This is a genomic window from Xanthomonas sp. NCPPB 2933 (assembly GCF_056725225.1).
Genome location: NZ_CM161518.1, coordinates 1,743,847 through 1,765,957, shown reverse-complemented (window position 1 = coordinate 1,765,957; position 22,111 = coordinate 1,743,847). Strand labels below are relative to the sequence as shown.

At 65.3% G+C, this 22,111-nt stretch carries 1 protein-coding gene; it reads right to left on the bottom strand.

Annotation, left to right across the window (positions count from 1 at the left end):
- Positions 1-22,098 carry a non-ribosomal peptide synthase/polyketide synthase gene (locus AC1PLU_RS07195; protein WP_481108066.1) on the bottom strand — a complete coding sequence of 7,366 codons (22,098 nt, stop codon included), beginning with the start codon at positions 22,096-22,098 and terminating at the stop codon, positions 1-3.
- Positions 22,099-22,111: the final 13 nt, after the last annotated feature.

Here is a 22,111-nt window from a genome sequence, read left to right as displayed (position 1 = left end):
TCACCACTCCGTTTCCACATGGTTGCTTTGTTCCATCACCCTTTCGCGATTGCTCTTGCGCAACCGTTCTGCATCGATCAATGCGGCCACGCTGCGGATGTCGGAACGCTCGAAAAGCAGGCGGATTGACACTTCAATCTCCATGCGCCGCTGAACCGCATTGATCAGTCGTGTCGCTAGCAACGAATGGCCGCCGAGGTCGAAAAAGCTGGCGGTGACGCTGATGTCTTCGTATCCGAGGACTTCGCTCCAGATCTGCGCCAGTGCCCGCTCGGTGTCTGTCTCCGGCGCCACCGTCTCGCCGTGCTCAGGCTCCGGCTCCGGCAGCGCGCTCTTGTCCACTTTCCCGTTGACCGTCAGCGGCAGCGCCTCCAGCACCACGTACGCCGACGGCTGCATGTAGCCCGGTAGCACCTCGGCCAACGCGCCCTTCAATTGGGCGATCCAGCCCTCAGCCACCACCTCCTCGGACGGCGTCACGTACGCCACCAGACGCGCCTGCGCCTGCTCGCCCCGCACCACCACCACCGCCTCACGTACCGATGCCTCGGCGTGCAGACGGCTCTCGATCTCGCCCAGCTCGATCCGGAACCCGCGCAGCTTCACCTGGTCGTCCAGTCGACCCAGAAACTCCAGCTGCCCGTCGTTACGCCAGCGCACCCGGTCGCCTGTGCGGTACAACCGTTCCCCAGCCTCGAACGGGCTCGCCACGAAGCGCTCGGCCGTCAACGCCTCCCGCTTCACGTACCCCTTCGCCACTCCCCATCCGCCGATGTACAGCTCACCCGCCACGCCCGGCGGCTGCAATTCCATCCGCGCGTCCAGCACGTACAGCGCCGTGTTCTCCATCGCACGGCCGATCGGCAGCATGCCGCTTGCCTGCACCTGGTCACTCACCTCGTACCAGCTGCTTCCCACCACCGCCTCGGTCGGCCCGTAGTGGTTGTAGATCCGCGCCTGCGGATACTTCGCCCGCAACGTGTGCGCCAGCTCCGCCGGAAACGCCTCTCCGCCCACCACGAACACGTGCGCGCCCAGCCGCGGCTGCGCATCCGACAGCGCCAGCAGCCCCTGCACGTGCGAGGGCGTCAGCCGCAGCAACCACGCCGGGGCCGTCGCCGCCTCCAGCGCCGCGGCCAGCCCAGACACCGCCTCCTCGCCCGGCAGCAGCTCCACGCAGCCGCCCACCAGCAATGGCACATACAGGCTCGGCACCGTCAGATCGAACGCCGGCGAGGTCGCCACCAGCGCACCGGCCAAATGCCCGGCGTAGTAGTTTCCCCGCGCAAAGGCGCAGTAATCGGCCAGGCCGCGCTGCAGCACCTCCACGCCCTTGGGCATGCCCGTCGAGCCGGAGGTGTACAGCACGTACGCGCTGTGCTCGGCCGTTATCTCTACCGCCGGCGCCTGGTCCGGATAGGCCGACAGCCACGCCCCCTGCTCCGCTCCGTCCATGGACAGACCACGGATCGCCGTCGCCGTCAACGCCGACGGCATACCCAGGACGAGGCCCACCTCGGCATCGTCCAGGATCGCCAGCAAGCGCGCCGGTGCCTGCTGGGCATCTACCGGCACGTAGGCCGCGCCGCTCTTCATCACTCCCAGCAGCGCCACCAGCAGCGGCAACGAACGCTCCAGCGCCACTCCCACCCGCGCCCCCACGCCGATGCCCTGCTCGGCCAGCGCCTGCGCCAGCCGGTTGGAGGCACGGTCCAGCTCGCGGTACGTCAACTGCTGCGCACCGCACCGTACCGCCACCGCCTCCGGCGTCGCCGCCGCCTGCGCCTGCAGCTGACGAATCAGCGGCTGCTCGCGGTAACGCGTGCTGGACGGGCCGCGGCCCTGTGCCAGCACCTGCGCCTGCGCGGGCGCATCCTGCCAGGACAGCGTCGCCAGCGTCGCCTCGGGACGCTCGACGATCTGCACCAACAGCTGTGCATACGCACGCGCCAGCCGCTCGATGCTTGCCGCCTCAAACAACCCACTGGCATACCCCCACGTCAGCCGCAGTCCCTCGTCGGTCTCCTGTACCGCTAGCTGCAGGTCGAACTTGGCCTGCTCGTAACCCTCGCCCAGCGAAGACACGTCCAGCCCGGGCAACGCCAACGCCACCTGCGCGTTGTTGCGCATCGACAGCAACACCTGGAACAACGGCGCATGGCTCAGGCTGCGTACCGGCTTGAGCTCGTCCACCAGCATCTCAAACGGGATCTCCTGGTGCGTGTACGCCTCCAGCACGCGTTGTCGCGTGCTCGCCAGCAAACTTTCGAATGTCTCCTCCCCGCTCAGCTGCGTGCGTAGCACCAGCGTGTTCACGAAAAACCCGATCAACGGCTCCACGTCCTGGTGCACCCGACCGGCGATCGGCGTACCAATGACGATGTCTCCTTCCCCGCTCCAGCGCGCCAACAACCACGCCAGTGCTGCTTCCAGCACCATGAACAAGCTCGCATCGTGCCGTTGCGCCAGCGCCTGCAGGCCGGCCAGCGTCGCCACCGCGATGCCCTGCTCGATCCGGCCACCGGCAAAGTCCTGCCGCGCCGGGCGCGGCCGATCCAGCGGCAGGCCATGCACCGCCGGCAGTCCCTGCAACCGCTCCCGCCAATAGCCCAGCGACGCCTCCAGCCCCGCCCCCTGCAAGCGCTCGCGCTGCCACGCCGCATAGTCCGCGTACTGCACCGACAGCGGCGCCAGCGCCGCCGCCTCTGCGCGCAGCGCGCTTGCATACAGCGCCACAAACTCACGTACCAACACCCCCATCGACCAACCGTCACTGGCAATGTGGTGCAGCGTGAACAGCACCGCATGCTCCTGTGGCCCAAGCCGCAGCACCCGACACCGCAGCATCGGCTCATGCGCCAGGTCAAAGCGCTGTCCCGCCTCCCGCTGCACCCGTGCCTGCACCGCTGCCTCCTGGTCGGCTGCGGGCAGCGCGCTCAAATCCTCTACCACCAGCGGCACCTGTGCATCGGCCACGATCACCTGCCACGGCGTGCCGTCCACCTCCCGATATACCGTGCGCAGCACCTCATGCCGGGCCAGCAGACCCGACAGCGCCTGACCCAGCGCCTCCACCGACAGCGCACCACGCAGCCGTAGCGCAACCGGCATGTTGTACTGCGTACTGCCCCCTTCCAGCCGGTCGATGAACCACAGCCGCTGCTGCGCAAACGACAACGGCAGCGCGCCATCGCGCGCCACCGTCGGGATCGGCGCATAGCCACTGGCCACCTGCCGGTCCACGTACACCGCCAACTCCCGCAGCGTCGCCTGCTCGAACAGCGCACGCACCGGCACCGACTTGCCCAGCACCCGCGCGATCTCGCTCACGATCCGCGTGGCCAGCAACGAGTGCCCGCCCAGCGCGAAGAAGTTGGCCTGCGCTCCCACCGGACCGACCTGCAGCACCCGCTCCCAGATCTGCGCCAGTGCCCGCTCGGTGTCTGTCTCCGGCGCCACCGTCTCGCCGTGCTCAGGCTCCGGCTCCGGCAGCGCGCTCTTGTCCACTTTCCCGTTGACCGTCAGCGGCAGCGCCTCCAGCACCACGTACGCCGACGGCTGCATGTAGCCCGGTAGCACCTCGGCCAACGCGCCCTTCAATTGGGCGATCCAGCCCTCAGCCACCACCTCCTCGGACGGCGTCACGTACGCCACCAGACGCGCCTGCGCCTGCTCGCCCCGCACCACCACCACCGCCTCACGTACCGATGCCTCGGCGTGCAGACGGCTCTCGATCTCGCCCAGCTCGATCCGGAAACCGCGCAGCTTCACCTGGTCGTCCAGTCGACCCAGAAACTCCAGTTGCCCGTCGTTACGCCAGCGCACCCGGTCGCCTGTGCGGTACCACCGCTCACCGTCCAGATGTACGAAACGCTCGGCGGTGAGCGCCGGACGACGATGATAGCCACGCCCCACCCCGACTCCGCCGATGCACAGTTCACCGGATACGCCGATCGGCTGCTGCATGCCAGCAGACGACAGCACGCGGCACTCGACGTTGATTAGATTGCGGCCGATTGTCGGAGCCTCTCCCTGGACCAGACTCCAAGTCGCATCCACGCAACATTCCGTCGGACCGTAAACGTTGATCGCCACGCGCCCTGTACGCGATTGCCAAGCAATCAGCTCGTGCCACAACCTGGAAGTAATTGCCTCGCCGCCGATCACGATGTTCGGTAGGCAATCCTCGAGACCCGCCGCAAGCCAAGACTCCAGTAACGACGGCGTGCAATCCATCAGGTCCACCTGTTGCGATTGCAAGAGTGCGCGCAGCATCGCCGGATCGGTTTTCACGGCATCGGGCACGATTAGCAAGGATCCACCCCATGCCAACTGCAACAATCCCTTGATCGAACCGTCGAAGGCATGCGAGCCGATCAATGCCCAACAGCCGTGAAAGATGCCATCGGCGATACCGTCGGGGCCGAGATTCATCGCCAGGTTTGACAGCGACCGGTGTTCGATCAGCGCGCCCTTGGGGCGGCCAGTGCTGCCTGAGGTATAGATCGCATAGGCCAGATCGGCCGGCAACTCGTCCGGAATCTCGGGAGCGCTCTGCGGCCAGTGCGAGATGTCGGATGCATCCAGCATCCGCGCCGGCACGCCAAGCGCCGACAGACGCTCGGCTGTTGCAGCGTGTCCAAGCACGAGCGATGTTCCGCTGTCCTCCAGCACGTACTGCAGATGCGCATCGGGATAGGTTGGATCCAACGGCAACCACGCCGCGCCGGCCTTCAGCACGCCGAGAATCGCTACCGGCAGATCGACACCGCGCTCCAGGCACAGGGCGACCAGTGCACCGCTTTCCACACCCACATTGCGAAGATCGTGCGCCAATCGGCTGGAAGCATCGTCTAGTTCGCGATACGTCAATTGCGACTCGCCACAGCGGACGGCGAGCGCGTCAGGCGTCGCTACAGCCTGACCTGCAAACAGCCGGTGGAAACCGCGAGCCGGGAAAGGGCGCTTGTCGGCGTTACGCTTCGCAAGTGCCGTGCGCTCCTGCTCTTCAATCAGCGGCAGCGTCGCCAGCGTCGCCTCGGGACGCTCGACGATCTGCACCAACAGCTGTGCATACGCACGCGCCAGCCGCTCGATGCTTGCCGCCTCAAACAACCCACTGGCATACCCCCACGTCAGCCGCAGTCCCTCGTCGGTCTCCTGTACCGCTAGCTGCAGGTCGAACTTGGCCTGCTCGTAACCCTCGCCCAGCGAAGACACGTCCAGCCCGGGCAACGCCAACGCCACCTGCGCGTTGTTGCGCATCGACAGCAACACCTGGAACAACGGCGCATGGCTCAGGCTGCGTACCGGCTTGAGCTCGTCCACCAGCATCTCAAACGGGATCTCCTGGTGCGTGTACGCCTCCAGCACGCGTTGTCGCGTGCTCGCCAGCAAACTTTCGAATGTCTCCTCCCCGCTCAGCTGCGTGCGTAGCACCAGCGTGTTCACGAAAAACCCGATCAACGGCTCCACGTCCTGGTGCACCCGACCGGCGATCGGCGTACCAATGACGATGTCTCCTTCCCCGCTCCAGCGCGCCAACAACCACGCCAGTGCTGCTTCCAGCACCATGAACAAGCTCGCATCGTGCCGTTGCGCCAGCGCCTGCAGGCCGGCCAGCGTCGCCACCGCGATGCCCTGCTCGATCCGGCCACCGGCAAAGTCCTGCCGCGCCGGGCGCGGCCGATCCAGCGGCAGGCCATGCACCGCCGGCAGTCCCTGCAACCGCTCCCGCCAATAGCCCAGCGACGCCTCCAGCCCCGCCCCCTGCAAGCGCTCGCGCTGCCACGCCGCATAGTCCGCGTACTGCACCGACAGCGGCGCCAGCGCCGCCGCCTCTGCGCGCAGCGCGCTTGCATACAGCGCCACAAACTCACGTACCAACACCCCCATCGACCAACCGTCACTGGCAATGTGGTGCAGCGTGAACAGCACCGCATGCTCCTGTGGCCCAAGCCGCAGCACCCGACACCGCAGCATCGGCTCATGCGCCAGGTCAAAGCGCTGTCCCGCCTCCCGCTGCACCCGTGCCTGCACCGCTGCCTCCTGGTCGGCTGCGGGCAGCGCGCTCAAATCCTCTACCACCAGCGGCACCTGTGCATCGGCCACGATCACCTGCCACGGCGTGCCGTCCACCTCCCGATATACCGTGCGCAGCACCTCATGCCGGGCCAGCAGACCCGACAGCGCCTGACCCAGCGCCTCCACCGACAGCGCACCACGCAGCCGTAGCGCAACCGGCATGTTGTACTGCGTACTGCCCCCTTCCAGCCGGTCGATGAACCACAGCCGCTGCTGCGCAAACGACAACGGCAGCGCGCCATCGCGCGCCACCGTCGGGATCGGCGCATAGCCACTGGCCACCTGCCGGTCCACGTACACCGCCAACTCCCGCAGCGTCGCCTGCTCGAACAGCGCACGCACCGGCACCGACTTGCCCAGCACCCGCGCGATCTCGCTCACGATCCGCGTGGCCAGCAACGAGTGCCCGCCCAGCGCGAAGAAGTTGGCCTGCGCCCCGACCGGACCGACCTGCAGCACCCGCTCCCAGATCTGCGCCAGTGCCCGCTCGGTGTCTGTCTCCGGCGCCACCGTCTCGCCGTGCTCAGGCTCCGGCTCCGGCAGCGCGCTCTTGTCCACTTTCCCGTTGACCGTCAGCGGCAGCGCCTCCAGCACCACGTACGCCGACGGCTGCATGTAGCCCGGTAGCACCTCGGCCAACGCGCCCTTCAATTGGGCGATCCAGCCCTCAGCCACCACCTCCTCGGACGGCGTCACGTACGCCACCAGACGCGCCTGCGCCTGCTCGCCCCGCACCACCACCACCGCCTCACGTACCGATGCCTCGGCGTGCAGACGGCTCTCGATCTCGCCCAGCTCGATCCGGAACCCGCGCAGCTTCACCTGGTCGTCCAGTCGACCCAGAAACTCCAGTTGCCCGTCGTTACGCCAGCGCACCCGGTCGCCTGTGCGGTACAACCGTTCCCCAGCCTCGAACGGGCTCGCCACGAAGCGCTCGGCCGTCAACGCCTCCCGCTTCACGTACCCCTTCGCCACTCCCCATCCGCCGATGTACAGCTCACCCGCCACGCCCGGCGGCTGCAATTCCATCCGCGCGTCCAGCACGTACAGCGCCGTGTTCTCCATCGCACGGCCGATCGGCAGCATGCCGCTTGCCTGCACCTGGTCACTCACCTCGTACCAGCTGCTTCCCACCACCGCCTCGGTCGGCCCGTAGTGGTTGTAGATCCGCGCCTGCGGATACTTCGCCCGCAACGTGTGCGCCAGCTCCGCCGGAAACGCCTCTCCGCCCACCACGAACACGTGCGCGCCCAGCCGCGGCTGCGCATCCGACAGCGCCAGCAGCCCCTGCACGTGCGAGGGCGTCAGCCGCAGCAACCACGCCGGGGCCGTCGCCGCCTCCAGCGCCGCGGCCAGCCCAGACACCGCCTCCTCGCCCGGCAGCAGCTCCACGCAGCCGCCCACCAGCAATGGCACATACAGGCTCGGCACCGTCAGATCGAACGCCGGCGAGGTCGCCACCAGCGCACCGGCCAAATGCCCGGCGTAGTAGTTTCCCCGCGCAAAGGCGCAGTAATCGGCCAGGCCGCGCTGCAGCACCTCCACGCCCTTGGGCATGCCCGTCGAGCCGGAGGTGTACAGCACGTACGCGCTGTGCTCGGCCGTTATCTCTACCGCCGGCGCTTGGTCCGGATAGGCCGACAGCCACGCCCCCTGCTCCGCCCCGTCCATGAACACCGTATCCAACCCGGCAACCGAAACCCCACCGCCGCTGTCGAGCAGGAGCACCAGCGCCTCAGCGTCGCGCAGGATCGCCTGCGTACGTGCCGGCGCCTGCCGTGGGTCCACCGGCACGTAGGCCGCGCCGCTCTTCATCACTCCCAGCAGCGCCACCAGCAGCGGCAACGAACGCTCCAGCGCCACCCCCACCCGCGCCCCCACGCCGATGCCCTGCTCGGCCAGCGCCTGCGCCAGCCGGTTGGAGGCACGGTCCAGCTCGCGGTACGTCAACTGCTGCGCACCGCACCGCACCGCCACCGCCTCCGGCGTCGCCGCCGCCTGCGCCTGCAGTTGACGAATCAGCGGCTGCTCGCGGTAACGCGTGCTGGACGGGCCGCGGCCCTGTGCCAGCAATTCCTCGTGTACGGTTTCATCTTGCACGGCGAGCTGGTTGAACGGCTTGCCCGGCTCGCGCAAGAGGGCCGCCAGCAACGACTCGTAGCCGCTTGCCATGCGCTTGACCGTCTCACGATCGAACAGCGCTGTTTGGTAGCTCCAGTGCAGCTGCAGTCCGTCGTCGGTGTCGAAAGCGTTGAGATCGAAGTCAAAGCGAATGGTGCCGGAGCTGTCATCAATCACTTCAACTTCAGCGTCGGGAAGCATCAATGCTTCCGCCGCTCCGTGCTGCAGCATAAATTTGATCTGACAAAGCGGGTTGTAGGCCAAGCTACGTTCGGGCCTGAGGTCGTCGACGATCAATTCGAACGGGATTTCGTGTGCATAAGCTTCAAGCGCGGAGCGCTGGGTCCGCGCGAGCAGCGTATGGAAATCGGGATCACCGGACAGATCATTGCGCAGAACCAGCGTGTTGATGAAGAAGCCGATCAGCGGTTCAAGTTCCTGGCGGACGCGTCCGGAGATCGGCGTGCCGATGGCGATGTCGCGCTCTCCGCTCCAGCGCGCGATTAGTGCCGCCAGCGCTGCTTCCAGCACCATGAAAAGTGTGGCGCCATGGGCAGCAGCAAAATCCTTGCACGCTTGCAGCAGCGCAGGCGGCAGCAGTCGATTCACCGAGTCCGAAGCGTATGCCTGCCGCGCCGGGCGCGGCCGATCCAGCGGCAGGCCATGCACCGCCGGCAGTCCCTGCAACCGCTCCCGCCAATAGCCCAGCGACGCCTCCAGCCCCGCCCCCTGCAAGCGCTCGCGCTGCCACGCCGCATAGTCCGCGTACTGCACCGGCAGCGGCGCCAGCGCCGCCGCCTCTGCGCGCAGCGCGCTCGCATACAGCGCCACAAACTCACGTACCAACACCCCCATCGACCAACCGTCACTGGCAATGTGGTGCAGCGTGAACAGCACCGCATGCTCCTGTGGCCCAAGCCGCAGCACCCGACACCGCAGCATCGGCTCATGCGCCAGGTCAAAGCGCTGTCCCGCCTCCCGCTGCACCCGTGCCTGCACCGCTGCCTCCTGGTCGGCTGCGGGCAGCGCGCTCAAATCCTCTACCACCAGCGGCACCTGTGCATCGGCCACGATCACCTGCCACGGCGTGCCGTCCACCTCCCGATATACCGTGCGCAGCACCTCATGCCGGGCCAGCAGACCCGACAGCGCCTGGCCCAACGCCTCCACCGACAGCGCACCACGCAGCCGTAACGCAACCGGCATGTTGTACTGCGTACTGCCCCCTTCCAGCCGGTCGATGAACCACAGCCGCTGCTGCGCAAACGACAACGGCAGCGCGCCGTCGCGCGCCACCGTCGGGATCGGCGCATAGCCACTGACAACCTGCCGGTCCACGTACACCGCCAACTCCCGCAGCGTCGCCTGCTCGAACAGCGCACGCACCGGCACCGACTTGCCCAGCACCCGCGCGATCTCGCTCACGATCCGCGTGGCCAGCAACGAGTGCCCGCCCAGCGCGAAAAAGTTGGCCTGCGCCCCGACCGGACCGACCTGCAGCACCCGCTCCCAGATCTGCGCCAGTGCCCGCTCGGTGTCTGTCTCCGGCGCCACCGTCTCGCCGTGCTCAGGCTCCGGCTCCGGCAGCGCGCTCTTGTCCACTTTCCCGTTGACCGTCAGCGGCAGCGCCTCCAGCACCACGTACGCCGACGGCTGCATGTAGCCCGGTAGCACCTCGGCCAACGCGCCCTTCAATTGGGCGATCCAGCCGTCAGCCACCACCTCCTCGGACGGCGTCACGTACGCCACCAGACGCGCCTGCGCCTGCTCGCCCCGCACCACCACCACCGCCTCACGTACCGATGCCTCGGCGTGCAGACGGCTCTCGATCTCGCCCAGCTCGATCCGGAAACCGCGCAGCTTCACCTGGTCGTCCAGTCGACCCAGAAACTCCAGTTGCCCGTCGTTGCGCCAGCGCACCCGGTCGCCTGTGCGGTACCACCGCTCACCGTCCAGATGTACGAAACGCTCGGCGGTGAGCGCCTCGCGTCCCAGATAGCCGAGCGCCAGACTCGCGCCGCCCAGATACAACTCGCCGGCCACGCCGATCGGTACCCGTTCGCTCGCGACTCCCACCACCCGACAGCGCACATGTGGCAGCGGACGTCCGATCGGCACCGCTACGCAGGCAAGATCCAGAGAGTCCAGGTCCGCCGTCGTGGCGGTCACCGTCGCTTCGGTGGGGCCGTAGGTATTCAATAGCCGCAGTGCAGGTGGCATGGCCGCATTCCAGCGCAGTACCCTTGCCGGCTGCGCCGCCTCGCCACCGATCACGCAAAGGCGCACACCCGCTCCCATGGCCGCCACTGCAGGCGGCAGCGTCTCCACCAGCACATGCCAGAAGGCGGTCGGCAGATTCAGTACGCTGATGCGCTTGCGCACAACCCAGGACCAGAAGCGCTCGCCATCGGTGATCGTCTCCTCGTCGCGCAGCACTAGCGTCGCACCATGGCACAACGCCATGAAGCACTCTTCGACATACGCATCAAAGCCGAACGAGGCGAACTGCAGCAACCTGTCAGCGGGCACGATATTGCACTGCGCCTGCAGTCCATCCAGATACGCGGCAAGCGCGCCATGGCCGATGACCACACCCTTGGGCCGGCCGGTGGAGCCGGAGGTGAAGATCACATACGCAGGCGTCGCGCCGGTCACCACCACCTGCGGCGCATGCGCCGCCATCGCCTCCAGTTCCGCCATGAACGCTGGCGCATCCAGCGTCGTCGTCTCCACACCATCAAAGGCAAGCTCAGCCGCAAGATCAGACGTACTCAGTACCAACGCGATGCCAGCATCCTCGACCGCATCACGCAGGCGCGCTTGCGGATACGCCGGATCCAGCGGCACATAGGCCGCGCCTGCCTTCAGCACCGCCAGGGCGGCCAGCGGCTGGCGCCAGCCGCGCGCCAGACACACACCAACGCAGGCGCCTTCGCCGATACCGCGGGCACGCAACCATTGCGCCAGGCGGTTGGCCTGAGCCTCCACCGTGGCGTAATCGAGCATTACATCGCCATCGACCAACGCAGGATGCGCACCGGCACGCGTGGCGCACGCGGCAATGCGCTCGTGCGCCCATTCGCCATCGGCGATGACATACCCACTGCCCTCCCAGGCGTCGAGCAAGCTGATGTCCGCTTCGTTCAGCAGCGGCAACGCCAACAACGCACAGCCCTCGTCCTCGGCCATGGCGCGCGCTAGGCCACGCCACATCACCACGATGCGTTCGATTGTCGACCGATCAAACAGCGCGGTCGCATACTCCAGGACGCCAACAACGCTGCCATCGACTTCGCCCAATGCCGCGCTCAGATCGAACATGGCCTCCCCACCCACATCGTCGGTCAGCGCTTCGACACGAAGTCCAGGCAGGGATACATCGGTTGCGTTGCTGTCCTCCCAGGCGAAGAAGACCTGGAAGAGCGGGCTGTACGCCAAACTACGCATGGGTGCGGCCAACTCGACCACGCGATCAAACGGCAGATCCTGATGTGCCTGGGCATCGAGCAGGCGCATGCGCACCTGCTCGATCCAGGTCGCAACCATCGGTGTGCCGGAGACATCGAAGCGCAGCGCCATCGAGTTGACGAACAGTCCGATCAGACCTTGGATGTCCTCGCGCCCGCGATTCGCGCTGGCGATGCCGAGCACTAGGTCCTGCTGCCCGCTCAGGCGCGCCATCAATGCCGTCCAACTAGCCAACAGGACGGTGAACAAAGTGGTGCCGCAGCGCTTGCTCAACGCCTTCAGCGCGGACGTCAGCCCGGTATCGAAGATGAAAGGCAAAGTCTGCCCGGTAGAGGACTGTTGCGCAGGGCGCGGCCTGTCGGTCGGCAATTCCAGCAGGCCGGGCGCGCCAGCGAGCGTATGGCGCCAATACTCTGCATGTGCGAGCTGTTCCGGCCTTTCCAGTTGGGAGCGCTGCCACGCCGCGTAGTCGGCATATTGGACCGACAGCGGTGGCAAGGGGTCCGCATCGCCTGCGCGCAGGGCCACGTACTGCGTCGCAATCTCGTCGATCAGCAAGCCGACAGACCAGCCATCGAAGACGATGTGGTGCACCGTCACCCGCAATGCATAACATGCATCCGCCTCGCGTACCACACAGGCACGCAACAGCGGTCCGCGGGCAAGATCGAAGGCTTTCCGAGTAGAGGCGACCAGGCACGCGGTAGCGTCGCCTGTATCACGGACGTCGAAATACTCCCACTCGAACGCAGCAGGCGCGGACGCGGTCACCACCTGCGCAGGCGTACCCTCGATATCGATGAACACAGTACGCAACGCGTCATGCCTTGCCACGACGCGCTCTAGCGCCGCGCGCAACGCCGAACGATCCAGTTCGCCGCGCAAGCGAAGCCCCAATGGAACGTGATACGCGATCGATTCCGGCTCGACCTGCGCCAGAAACCACAGCCGCTCTTGCGCGGAGGACAGCGGCAGCATACCGGAGCGGTCTGCCCGCGCGATCGGCGCATCGCCCGTCGCCACCTGCCCATCGAGCCAGGTGGCGAGTGCACGCAATTCCGGAAGCTCGAACAACATGCGCACCGGCGTTTTCACGCCAGTACGGCGCCCGATCTCAGCCGCAACACGCGTGGCCAGCAGGGAATGGCCGCCTAGCGCGAAGAAGCCATCGCTGGCACTGATCCGTTCGCGACCGAGCAGGCGCTGCCAGATCTCGGCCAGTACCTGCTCGGTCGGGGTCGCCGGCGGAACGTGAATGCCGTCGTTGGCATCCATCGGCTGCGGCAGCATACGCAGGTCGACCTTGCCGTTGGCGGTAAGTGGGAAGCACTCGAGTGCGACGAAGGCCTCTGGCAGCATGTAGTCCGGCACGCGGTCGGCAAGATATCCGCGCAGCGTCGCTACCGCATCGCCATGCGGCAGCGACGCATCGAGTATGACGTAACCCGTCAGCGCACGTCCGCTCGACTCAGGCTGCGCAACCACCATTGCTCCCCGCACTCCGGGATGCTCGCGCAGACATGCTTCGATCTCGCCCAGTTCGACGCGGAAGCCACGGATCTTGACCTGCCGATCCGCGCGCCCAAGAAACTCGAGAGTGCCATCGTTGCGCCAGCGCACCCGATCGCCACTACGATACATGCGCCCGCTTGCGGCGAAGGGATCGGGCAGGAAGCGTTCGGCAGTCAGCTCGGGAAGATTAAGATAACCGGCAGCCACACCGTCGCCGCCGATGTAGAGTTCGCCCACCGCGCCCACCGGCACCGGTTCACGCCGCGCATCCAGCACATAGACACGGGTGTTGCGGATTGGCCGTCCGATAGGGATACGCTGTCCTGGCGAGGCCGCAGTGATGGAATGTGTCAGTGCGAACGTCGTGGTCTCGGTCGGACCGTAGCCGTTGAGCAGGCGAGCTTGGGGACGCGAGGCCAGGAAGCGCGAGACGACCGCGGAATCCAATGCATCGCCACCGATCATCAATACGCGCAACCGCCCCAATGCCGCACCGATTTGGTCAGCGTAATGGTTGAACAGGCCGACCGTCATCCACAAAACGGTCACCTCTTCGTACTCAAGCAACGCGGCCAGCCGTAGCGGCTCCAACAGCGTGTCTTGATCGACGATTACAAGGCGACCGCCATTGCACAGTGGCATCCACACTTCCAGCGTGCTCGCATCGAACGCCGGGTTTGCGGCAAAAGCCACGCGGTCCGATGCACTGAAATCTCCGTAACCGCTGCCGACAACCAGGCGACGGATGCCTCTGTGCGACACCGCCACACCTTTCGGTCTGCCAGTGGAACCGGAGGTGTACATCACATAGGCGATCGCATCGATCCCCTCGTCCGGCATTGCTTGCGATGCATGGACCAGTGGAGACAGTTCAAACTCGGTCGCTTCGGCAGTCGGCACAAGCAACACGCAGGCCGCGCTATCTTCCAGGATGAAATCGCGCCGCGCCCTCGGGGCATTCGAGTCCAGTGGCACGTAGATCGCACCGCAGTACAGCGCGGCGAGCTGTGCCGATACCAGGAGTGCCGAACGCGGCGATTGGATTGCCACCCGATCGCCCGATCTGACTCCGTGCGCACGCAAGCGCTCGGCCAGCGCGCGCGCGCGCGTAGCGAGTTCGGCATAGCACCACGTGCAGTCACCGTCGACGATCGCAATTGCATCCGGTGTCGATGCAGCAATACGGTCGAAGCATTGCTCGAGTCTTTCCTCGTTCGGGTAGGGCAGCATCTCCCCCGACCAATCGCGCAACAAGCGCAGGCGCTGCTCGTCGCCCAACAGCGGAAGCGCGGCCAATTCCAGGGCGTCATCGCTCGCCATCGCGCACAGCAAGGTCCGCCAGGACGCCACAAAACGCTGCACTGTCTCACGGTCGAACAGGGCCGTGGCATATTCCAGCACGCCGTCGACACCACCCGATGCAGTTTCATGCAATGCCATCGAGAGATCGAACTTGGTCTCCCCCCCACCCGCGCTGCTCGTCATCGGTTCTATCCGCAACCCCGGTAGGACCAGGTCGGCAATATCGCCGTCCTGCCAGGCGAAGAAGGCCTGGAACACAGGGCTTTGGGTCAGGCTTCGCGTGGGCGTGACCAGCCGGACCACGCGATCAAACGGCAGCTCCTGTTGTGCCTGTGCCTCCATCACGCGCGCCTGCGTGTGTTCGAGCCATTGCGCAACCGTGGGACTCCCCGAAGCATCGAAGCGCAGTGCCAGCGAATTGACAAAAAATCCGATCAAGCCTTGGAGTTCTTGACGCTCGCGGTTGGCGCTGGCGATACCGAGCACCAGATCTTCCTGACCGCTCAGGCGAACCATCAGCGCAGCCCAGCCCGCCAGCAAGGTGGAGAACAAGGTGACGCCGTGACGCGCCCCCAACACTTTTAACGCAGCCGTTATTTCGGCGTCCAGAAAGACGGGCACGCTGTCGCCGGCCAACACCTGTTGCACCGGCCGCGGACGATCGGTCGGCAATTCCAGCAACCGTGGAGCGCCGTCGAGCGCACGCCTCCAATAGTCCGCGCAGGCATCATGCGCCGTATCCGCTTGCGCGCGTTGCCAGACGGCAAAGTCGACGTACTGGATCGGCAATGGCGGCAGCGACACCGCGCGTCCTTCGCGTAGTGCCGTGTAGAAAACCGCCACCTCATCCATCAGCACGGCCATCGACCAACCGTCGAACACGATGTGGTGCACGGTCACCAGCAGCACATGCCGATCGCCCGCTTCGCGGATCAGGCAAACGCGGATCAGTGGATCGCGACCGAGATCGAAAGATGTGTTGTGATTGGCGCGCCCCGCCGCCTCAAGCGCGAGGGAATCGGCGGCGGCGATTTCATTCCAGCACAAGGCCGAGCCCGCGTCGCAACGGATTTCCTGCATCGGAACACCGTCGACATCGACGAACGCAGTGCGCAACACCTCGTGCCGCGCAACTACCGCCACGAACGCCGCCCGTAGCGCATCGCAACTCAGCGCACCATGCAGACGCAAGACGGCGGACATGTGGTAAGCCGTCGAATCGGGAGTCAACTGGGCCAGGAACCAGAGCTGTTCTTGCGCCGAAGACAGCGGCAGCCTACCGGAACGTTCGACCGGACCGATGCTATCGACCTCGGCCGTCGCAGTCGTGTCCAACCAGGCCGCCAGACGGCGCACGCTGGGATGTTCAAACAGCGCGCGCAAAGTGACACGCTTATGCAGTGCCCGGCCAAGCTGGCCAACCAGGCGCATCGCCAACAGCGAATGTCCGCCAAGTTCGAAGAAATCATCGTCGACGCCGACCGGTCCGCAATCGAGCAACTCGCGCCAGATTTCCGCGACCACCCGCTCGGTGCCGGTGGACGGCGCAACAAAGTCGGCCTGTTCCACCACCAGTTCCGGCAATCCGCGCGCGTCGATCTTGCCGCTGGGCGTCAATGGGAATGCATCGATCGGCACGATCTGCCAGGGCACCATGTAGCCCGGCAAGCTTTCGCCAAGGCGCAGCCTCAATTGGGCCGCGAGCGAGGCAGTGTCAGCCACCGGCGCGCTGGGCACCACCCATGCCGCCAGGCGGCACTCGCCGCCGTGCTCGATCACCTGCACGAACGCCGACGCGATCTCGGCCTGCGCTTCCAGACGAAGGCGGATTTCTCCGAGTTCGATCCGGAAACCGCGCAGCTTCACCTGGTCGTCCAGTCGACCCAGAAACTCCAGCTGCCCGTCGTTGCGCCAGCGCACCCGGTCGCCTGTGCGGTACCACCGCTCACCGTCCAGATGTACGAAACGCTCGGCGGTGAGCGCCTCGCGTCCCAGATAGCCGAGCGCCAGACTCGCGCCGCCCAGATACAACTCGCCGGCCACGCCGATCGGTACCCGTTCGCTCGCGACTCCCACCACCCGACAGCGCACATGTGGCAGCGGACGTCCGATCGGCACCGCTACGCAGGCAGGATCCAGAGAGTCCAGGTCCGCCGTCGTGGCGGTCACCGTCGCTTCGGTGGGGCCATACCCATTCAGGAGTCGCAGCGTAGGCGGCATGGTCGCATTCCAGCGCAGCACGTTCGCAGCTTGCACCGCCTCGCCGCCTATCGTGCACAAGCGCACACCCGCGGCCATGCGCGCCACGTCGGGCGACATCGTCTCCGTGAGCGCGTGCCAGAACGCGGTCGGCAAATTCAGTACGCTGATGCGCTTGCGCACGACCCAGGACCAGAAGCGCTCGCCATCGGTGATCGTCTCCTCGTCGCGCAGCACTAGCGTCGCACCATGGCATAGGGCCATGAAACACTCCTCGACATAGACGTCGAAGCCGAACGAGGCGAACTGCAGCAACCTGTCAGCGGGCACGATATTGCACTGCGCCTGCAGTCCATCCAGATACGCGGCAAGCGCGCCATGGCCGATGACCACACCCTTGGGCCGGCCGGTGGAGCCGGAGGTGAAGATCACATACGCAGGCGTCGCGTCGGTCACCACCACCTGCGGCGCATGCGCCGCCATCGCCTCCAGTTCCGCCATGAACGCTGGCGCATCCAGCGTCGTCGTCTCCACACCATCAAAGGCAAGCTCAGCCGCAAGATCAGACGTACTCAGTACCAACGCGATGCCAGCATCCTCGACCGCATCACGCAGGCGCGCTTGCGGATACGCCGGATCCAGCGGCACATAGGCCGCGCCTGCCTTCAGCACCGCCAGGGCGGCCAGCGGCTGGCGCCAGCCGCGCGCCAGACACACACCAACGCAGGCGCCTTCGCCGATACCGCGGGCACGCAACCATTGCGCCAGGCGGTTGGCCTGAGCCTCCACCGTGGCGTAATCGAGCATTACATCGCCATCGATCAACGCAGGATGCGCACCGGCACGCGTGGCGCACGCGGCAATGCGCTCGTGCGCCCATTCGCCATCGGCGATGACATACCCACTGCCCTCCCAGGCGTCGAGCAAGGCCGAATCGTCGGCGCCGAGCAACGGCAATGCGCTGATACGTTGTTGCGGATGTGCCACGACCGCGTCCAACAGCCGATGGAAGGCACTGGCTAGACGTTCCATGCTGACCGCATCGAACAACTCGGCGCGATAGTGCCAACGGACCGTATAGCTATCTCCGTCGCGCTCGACAGAGATGTCGAGATCGACGTTCAACGGAATGAGCTGCGCATCTGCCTCGTACCGCAGCACCTGTACGCCGGGGAGGTCGAACGCCGGAATCGACTCGGTGCCGAAAGACAACATGATCTGGTAGAGCGGCGAAGCGCCCGGAACCCGTGCCGGCGCCACCTCGTGAACCAGGCGGTCGAACGGCAGCGCTTGGTGTGAGAAGGCGGACAGCACTTCCGTCTTGCTTCTCGCCAGCAGCTGCATGAAAGTCGGATCGCCAGATACATCGCTGCGCAGCGCCAGCGTATTGACGAAAAAGCCGATCAGAGGCTCGGTCTCTGGCCGGTCGCGGCCGGCAACGGGCACGCCGATGAGCAGATCGGTCTCTCCGCTCCATCGCCACAACAACGCACCCAGCATGGCGCGCAGTGCCATGAAGAAGGTCGCGCCTTGACCCTGTGCCAATGCGTGCAGCGCTGCGGCGGACGGCTGCGCGATGCGGGTGAGGAAATGACGACCGAATGCCTCAGCCTGCGGCGCACGCAGCCGATCCAACGGAAGCGCATGCAATGCTGGCGCACCATTCAAGGCACTGCGCCAGAAATCCAGCGACGGTGCCAGCACTTCGTCGGTAATCGTTCTCCGCTGCCAGACGGCATAGTCGGCGTACTGCACAGTCGGCGCTCGCAAGGCCATGCCGGGATCATCACCTCGCGCTGCCGCGGCATAGGCGGCACCAAACTCGCGCGCCAAGATCTCGATCGACCGGCCATCTGCAGCGATGTGATGGATGGTCAGCAGCAAGGTGTGGTCATGTGGCGCGAACACCACCAGGACCACGCGCAGTGGCAGTTCGGCGGCAAGGTCGAACGGCGTCGAAGCCTCGGTTCGCCAATATGCAAGCGACGCCTCGTTGCGCGCATGTTCCGGAATGGAGGAAGCATCGACGATGCGCGGCACGACCGTCCGCGCCAGCGTCACTTGAACAGGTTCGCCATCGCGTTCGGCGTAGATCGTGCGCAGCACAGCATGGCGCTGAACCACGGTCTCTAAAGCTACGGCCAGGGCGCTGCGATTCAACTCACCCAGCAAGCGCAGGGCTGCCGGAATGTTGTAGTGCGCGCCGGCACCTTCGATGCGGTCGGTCAGCCACAATCGCCGCTGCTGGAACGACAATGGTGGCGACATGCCGGCGGGCGCTGGCATGATGGGCTCGGATGCCACCGCAGTCCGCTCCAGGTAAATTGCCTGATCGTGGATGGTGCGATGTTCGAATACGTCGCGCAGTGTCCAGCTACGCCCGAACTCCTCCGTGAACGCAACCGCCAGACGCGAGGCCAGCAACGAATGTCCACCTAGCGCGAAGAAATCACTGTCGATGTCCACGTGGGCAATTCCCAGGATCTCGCCCCACAATCCGGCGATGCGTCGTTGCACTTCAGTGACGGGCGCACTCTCCGGCTCGGCATCGGTCGCGACGGGCATCGGCAGTGCATTCCGATCGACCTTGCCACTGGTGTTCAGCGGCATCCGGGCCAACCGCACCCATGCAGCCGGAATCATGTACTCGGGCAGATCGCGCCGCAGGAACTCCCGTAGTGTCGCGAACAACGCAGCATGGTCCAGACCGTTATCGGCGACGGGGACGACCCAGGCCACCAGACGCTTATCTGCGCCCTCGCCCACCGTGCCTACGAAGGCCGATAACAGCTCCGCACATTGATGCAAGGCGGCCTCGATCTCGCCCGGTTCAATACGCAAACCACGGATCTTGACCTGTGCGTCGACGCGACCAAGAAACTCAAGCGCACCGTCGCTATTGCGCCGGACACGGTCACCGCTGCGATACCAGCGCTGCCCGGCTAATGCGCCGCAGCCTTCGACAAAGCTTGCCGCGGTCAGGTCCGGGCGCCCGAGGTAGCCACGCGCCAAGCCTGGTCCGGCAATCCACAGTTCGCCCTGCGCGCCCATCGCCGCAAGACGACCGGCACGATCAACCACGTGCAATACGTAGCCCGGTAGCGCCGAACCGATCGTCACCGGCGCTTCCGGGGTCAACTCCGTTTGGCAGACGACCACGGTCGCCTCTGTCGGACCGTAGGCGTTGAACAGCCGGCACTTGCGCGACCACGCGTCTGCAAGTCGTGCTTCGCACACGTCGCCGCCGATGATCAGCGAACGCAACGCGTACTCTGGCCGGATGTCGAGATGAGCGAGGACCGCCGGAGGAATCAAGGCATGGGTGATGCCTTGTTGGAGAAGATAGCGCCCTAAGCCTTCACCGGAACTGCGCGTGTGCTCCGGACAAATGTACAGGGTTGCCCCTGCAGCGAATGCACGGCCCCAGTCCCAGGTCGCAGCATCGAAGGCGATCGAGGAGAACTGCAGCACTCGATCGTCCACGCCGAGTTCGTAGGTGTCTTGAAGGGACTGTGTTAGATGCGCCAAGCCGGCGTGCTCTAGCATTACGCCCTTGGGTGTTCCACTCGAACCAGATGTATAGATCACGTAGGCCAGATGCCCGGGACGCAAGCCGATCGCTTCAGGATCCAACCCTTCGCCCGCATCCTGCACACGCTCGTCGATGAACGCCTCCAACGCCAGCACCGGCGTGCTGCCCAAGTTGGCGATGCGCCCGGAGAGCACCGTATTGGTCAGGCAAAGCACGGGATTGGCATCCGCCAGTATCGCAGCAATACGTGTATCTGGCTGGGACGGATCGATTGGCAGATAGGCACCGCCGGCCTTAAGAATGCCTAGTACACCCAGTATCAAGCTCCAGTCACGCTCACCGCACAACGCAACTCGATCGTCTGGACCCACACCATATTCGCGCAGCGTCCGGGCCAAACGATTGGCACGCCCCTCAAGCTCGCCGTAAGACACGCGACGATGGTCGTCGACCACCGCGATCGCCTCGGGTCGACGCAATGCCTGAGCACGAAACAGTTGGTGGGCGTAAGCTAAAGCCGGAGTCCTCGCACACGGCCCGAGCGCCAGGCGCACGCAACTCGCCGCCTCGTCTTCGGGCATCGCGGCAACGTCGTCCAGAGTAATCCCTGGCGTTTCGATCAGTTGCTGCAGCACTGTCTGGAAACGTGCAGCGAACATGCGAGCCTCAACCGCATCAAGGTATGCCAAGTTGTGGTCAAAATGGAATTCGATCGGCTGCAAATGCCCGTATTCCCACACTGTAAGCGTCAACGGGGTTTGGCTATAGCCGTGACTAAGGTAATAGATCTCGGCGCTTCGTTCGCCCACCTGAAAGCGGCTGTCGAGCTTCAGATAGTTAAAACTAGCGTCGAACAAATGACGCCCGCTACCGGCAACGCCAAGATCGCGGCCGAGGTGCCCGATTGGATAGCGCTGGCGACGATAATCACTACGCTGTCGTTCTGTGATCACCTGCAGCAGTGCAGCGAAGCTGCTTTCACCCGGCAGGTTGAACGCTAGGGGAATCATTCCCGTGAATACGCCAATGGCCTGCTTCTGCGCATGCCCACGCCGATTGTGCACCGGTAGGCCGATCACCGCCTCCTCGCTGTCAGCTAGGCGTGCAACGCACACCGCGAACGCGCCGAGCAATAGTTGCGGCAGTCCCACGCGATAGTGCGCAGCCAGATCTGCCAAGCGAGCATAGTCTGCGACCTGTACGACGATTGTTTCACGGCCGCTAGGCGTCGCTCGTCCGGGTTCAAAACGCCGCCTATGATATGGCTGCAGCAACGGAACCGGCACTGCACCTATGCGCGCCTGCCAGTAATCCTGGTCCGCGGCATAGCGTCCGTTCGCCAGATAGACCTGGTCCTCTTCTGCCATATCACGCCATGTCAGCGACAACGCCTGGACTTCGCGGCGATAATGCCCTGCCAGGCAGCGCGCAAGATTGGCAAAACCCCACCCATCAATGATCAAGTGATGCGCAATCACACAATACCAGTGCTGCCGCGCAGAGATCCGCAGCACGCAAGCCAGGTATAGCTCGCTATCGTGCAGGTCGAACACGCGCTGAAAGCGCTCTTGCATCCATTCCTTCGCTTGACTCTCGGGATCGACGAATGCAGAGAAGTCGATCTCGGGCAATTCAGCATTTCGCTGTGCTGATACGTACTGCAGTACTCCTTCGCGACCGGCTCGCATGCGTAGACCGAAGGCGTCGTTGTCGCGAACAAGTAGTCGATGCGCCTCGCGCAGCCGCGCCAGGTCGATTTCTTGCAGGCTGATATAGCCACCGATGTTATAGACCGGATCGGCAGGAAAACGCTGCTGGTCGAGATAGATATCCGACTGCGCAAGGGTCAGTGGAAATGCAGCGATTTCGGCTCTTCTCATAAGACGATCCTGT

Bases quoted from the DNA above. Each gene is read 5' to 3' on its own strand.
- AC1PLU_RS07195 (WP_481108066.1), bottom strand. From the start codon at position 22,098: ATGAGAAGAGCCGAAATCGCTGCATTTCCACTGACCCTTGCGCAGTCG.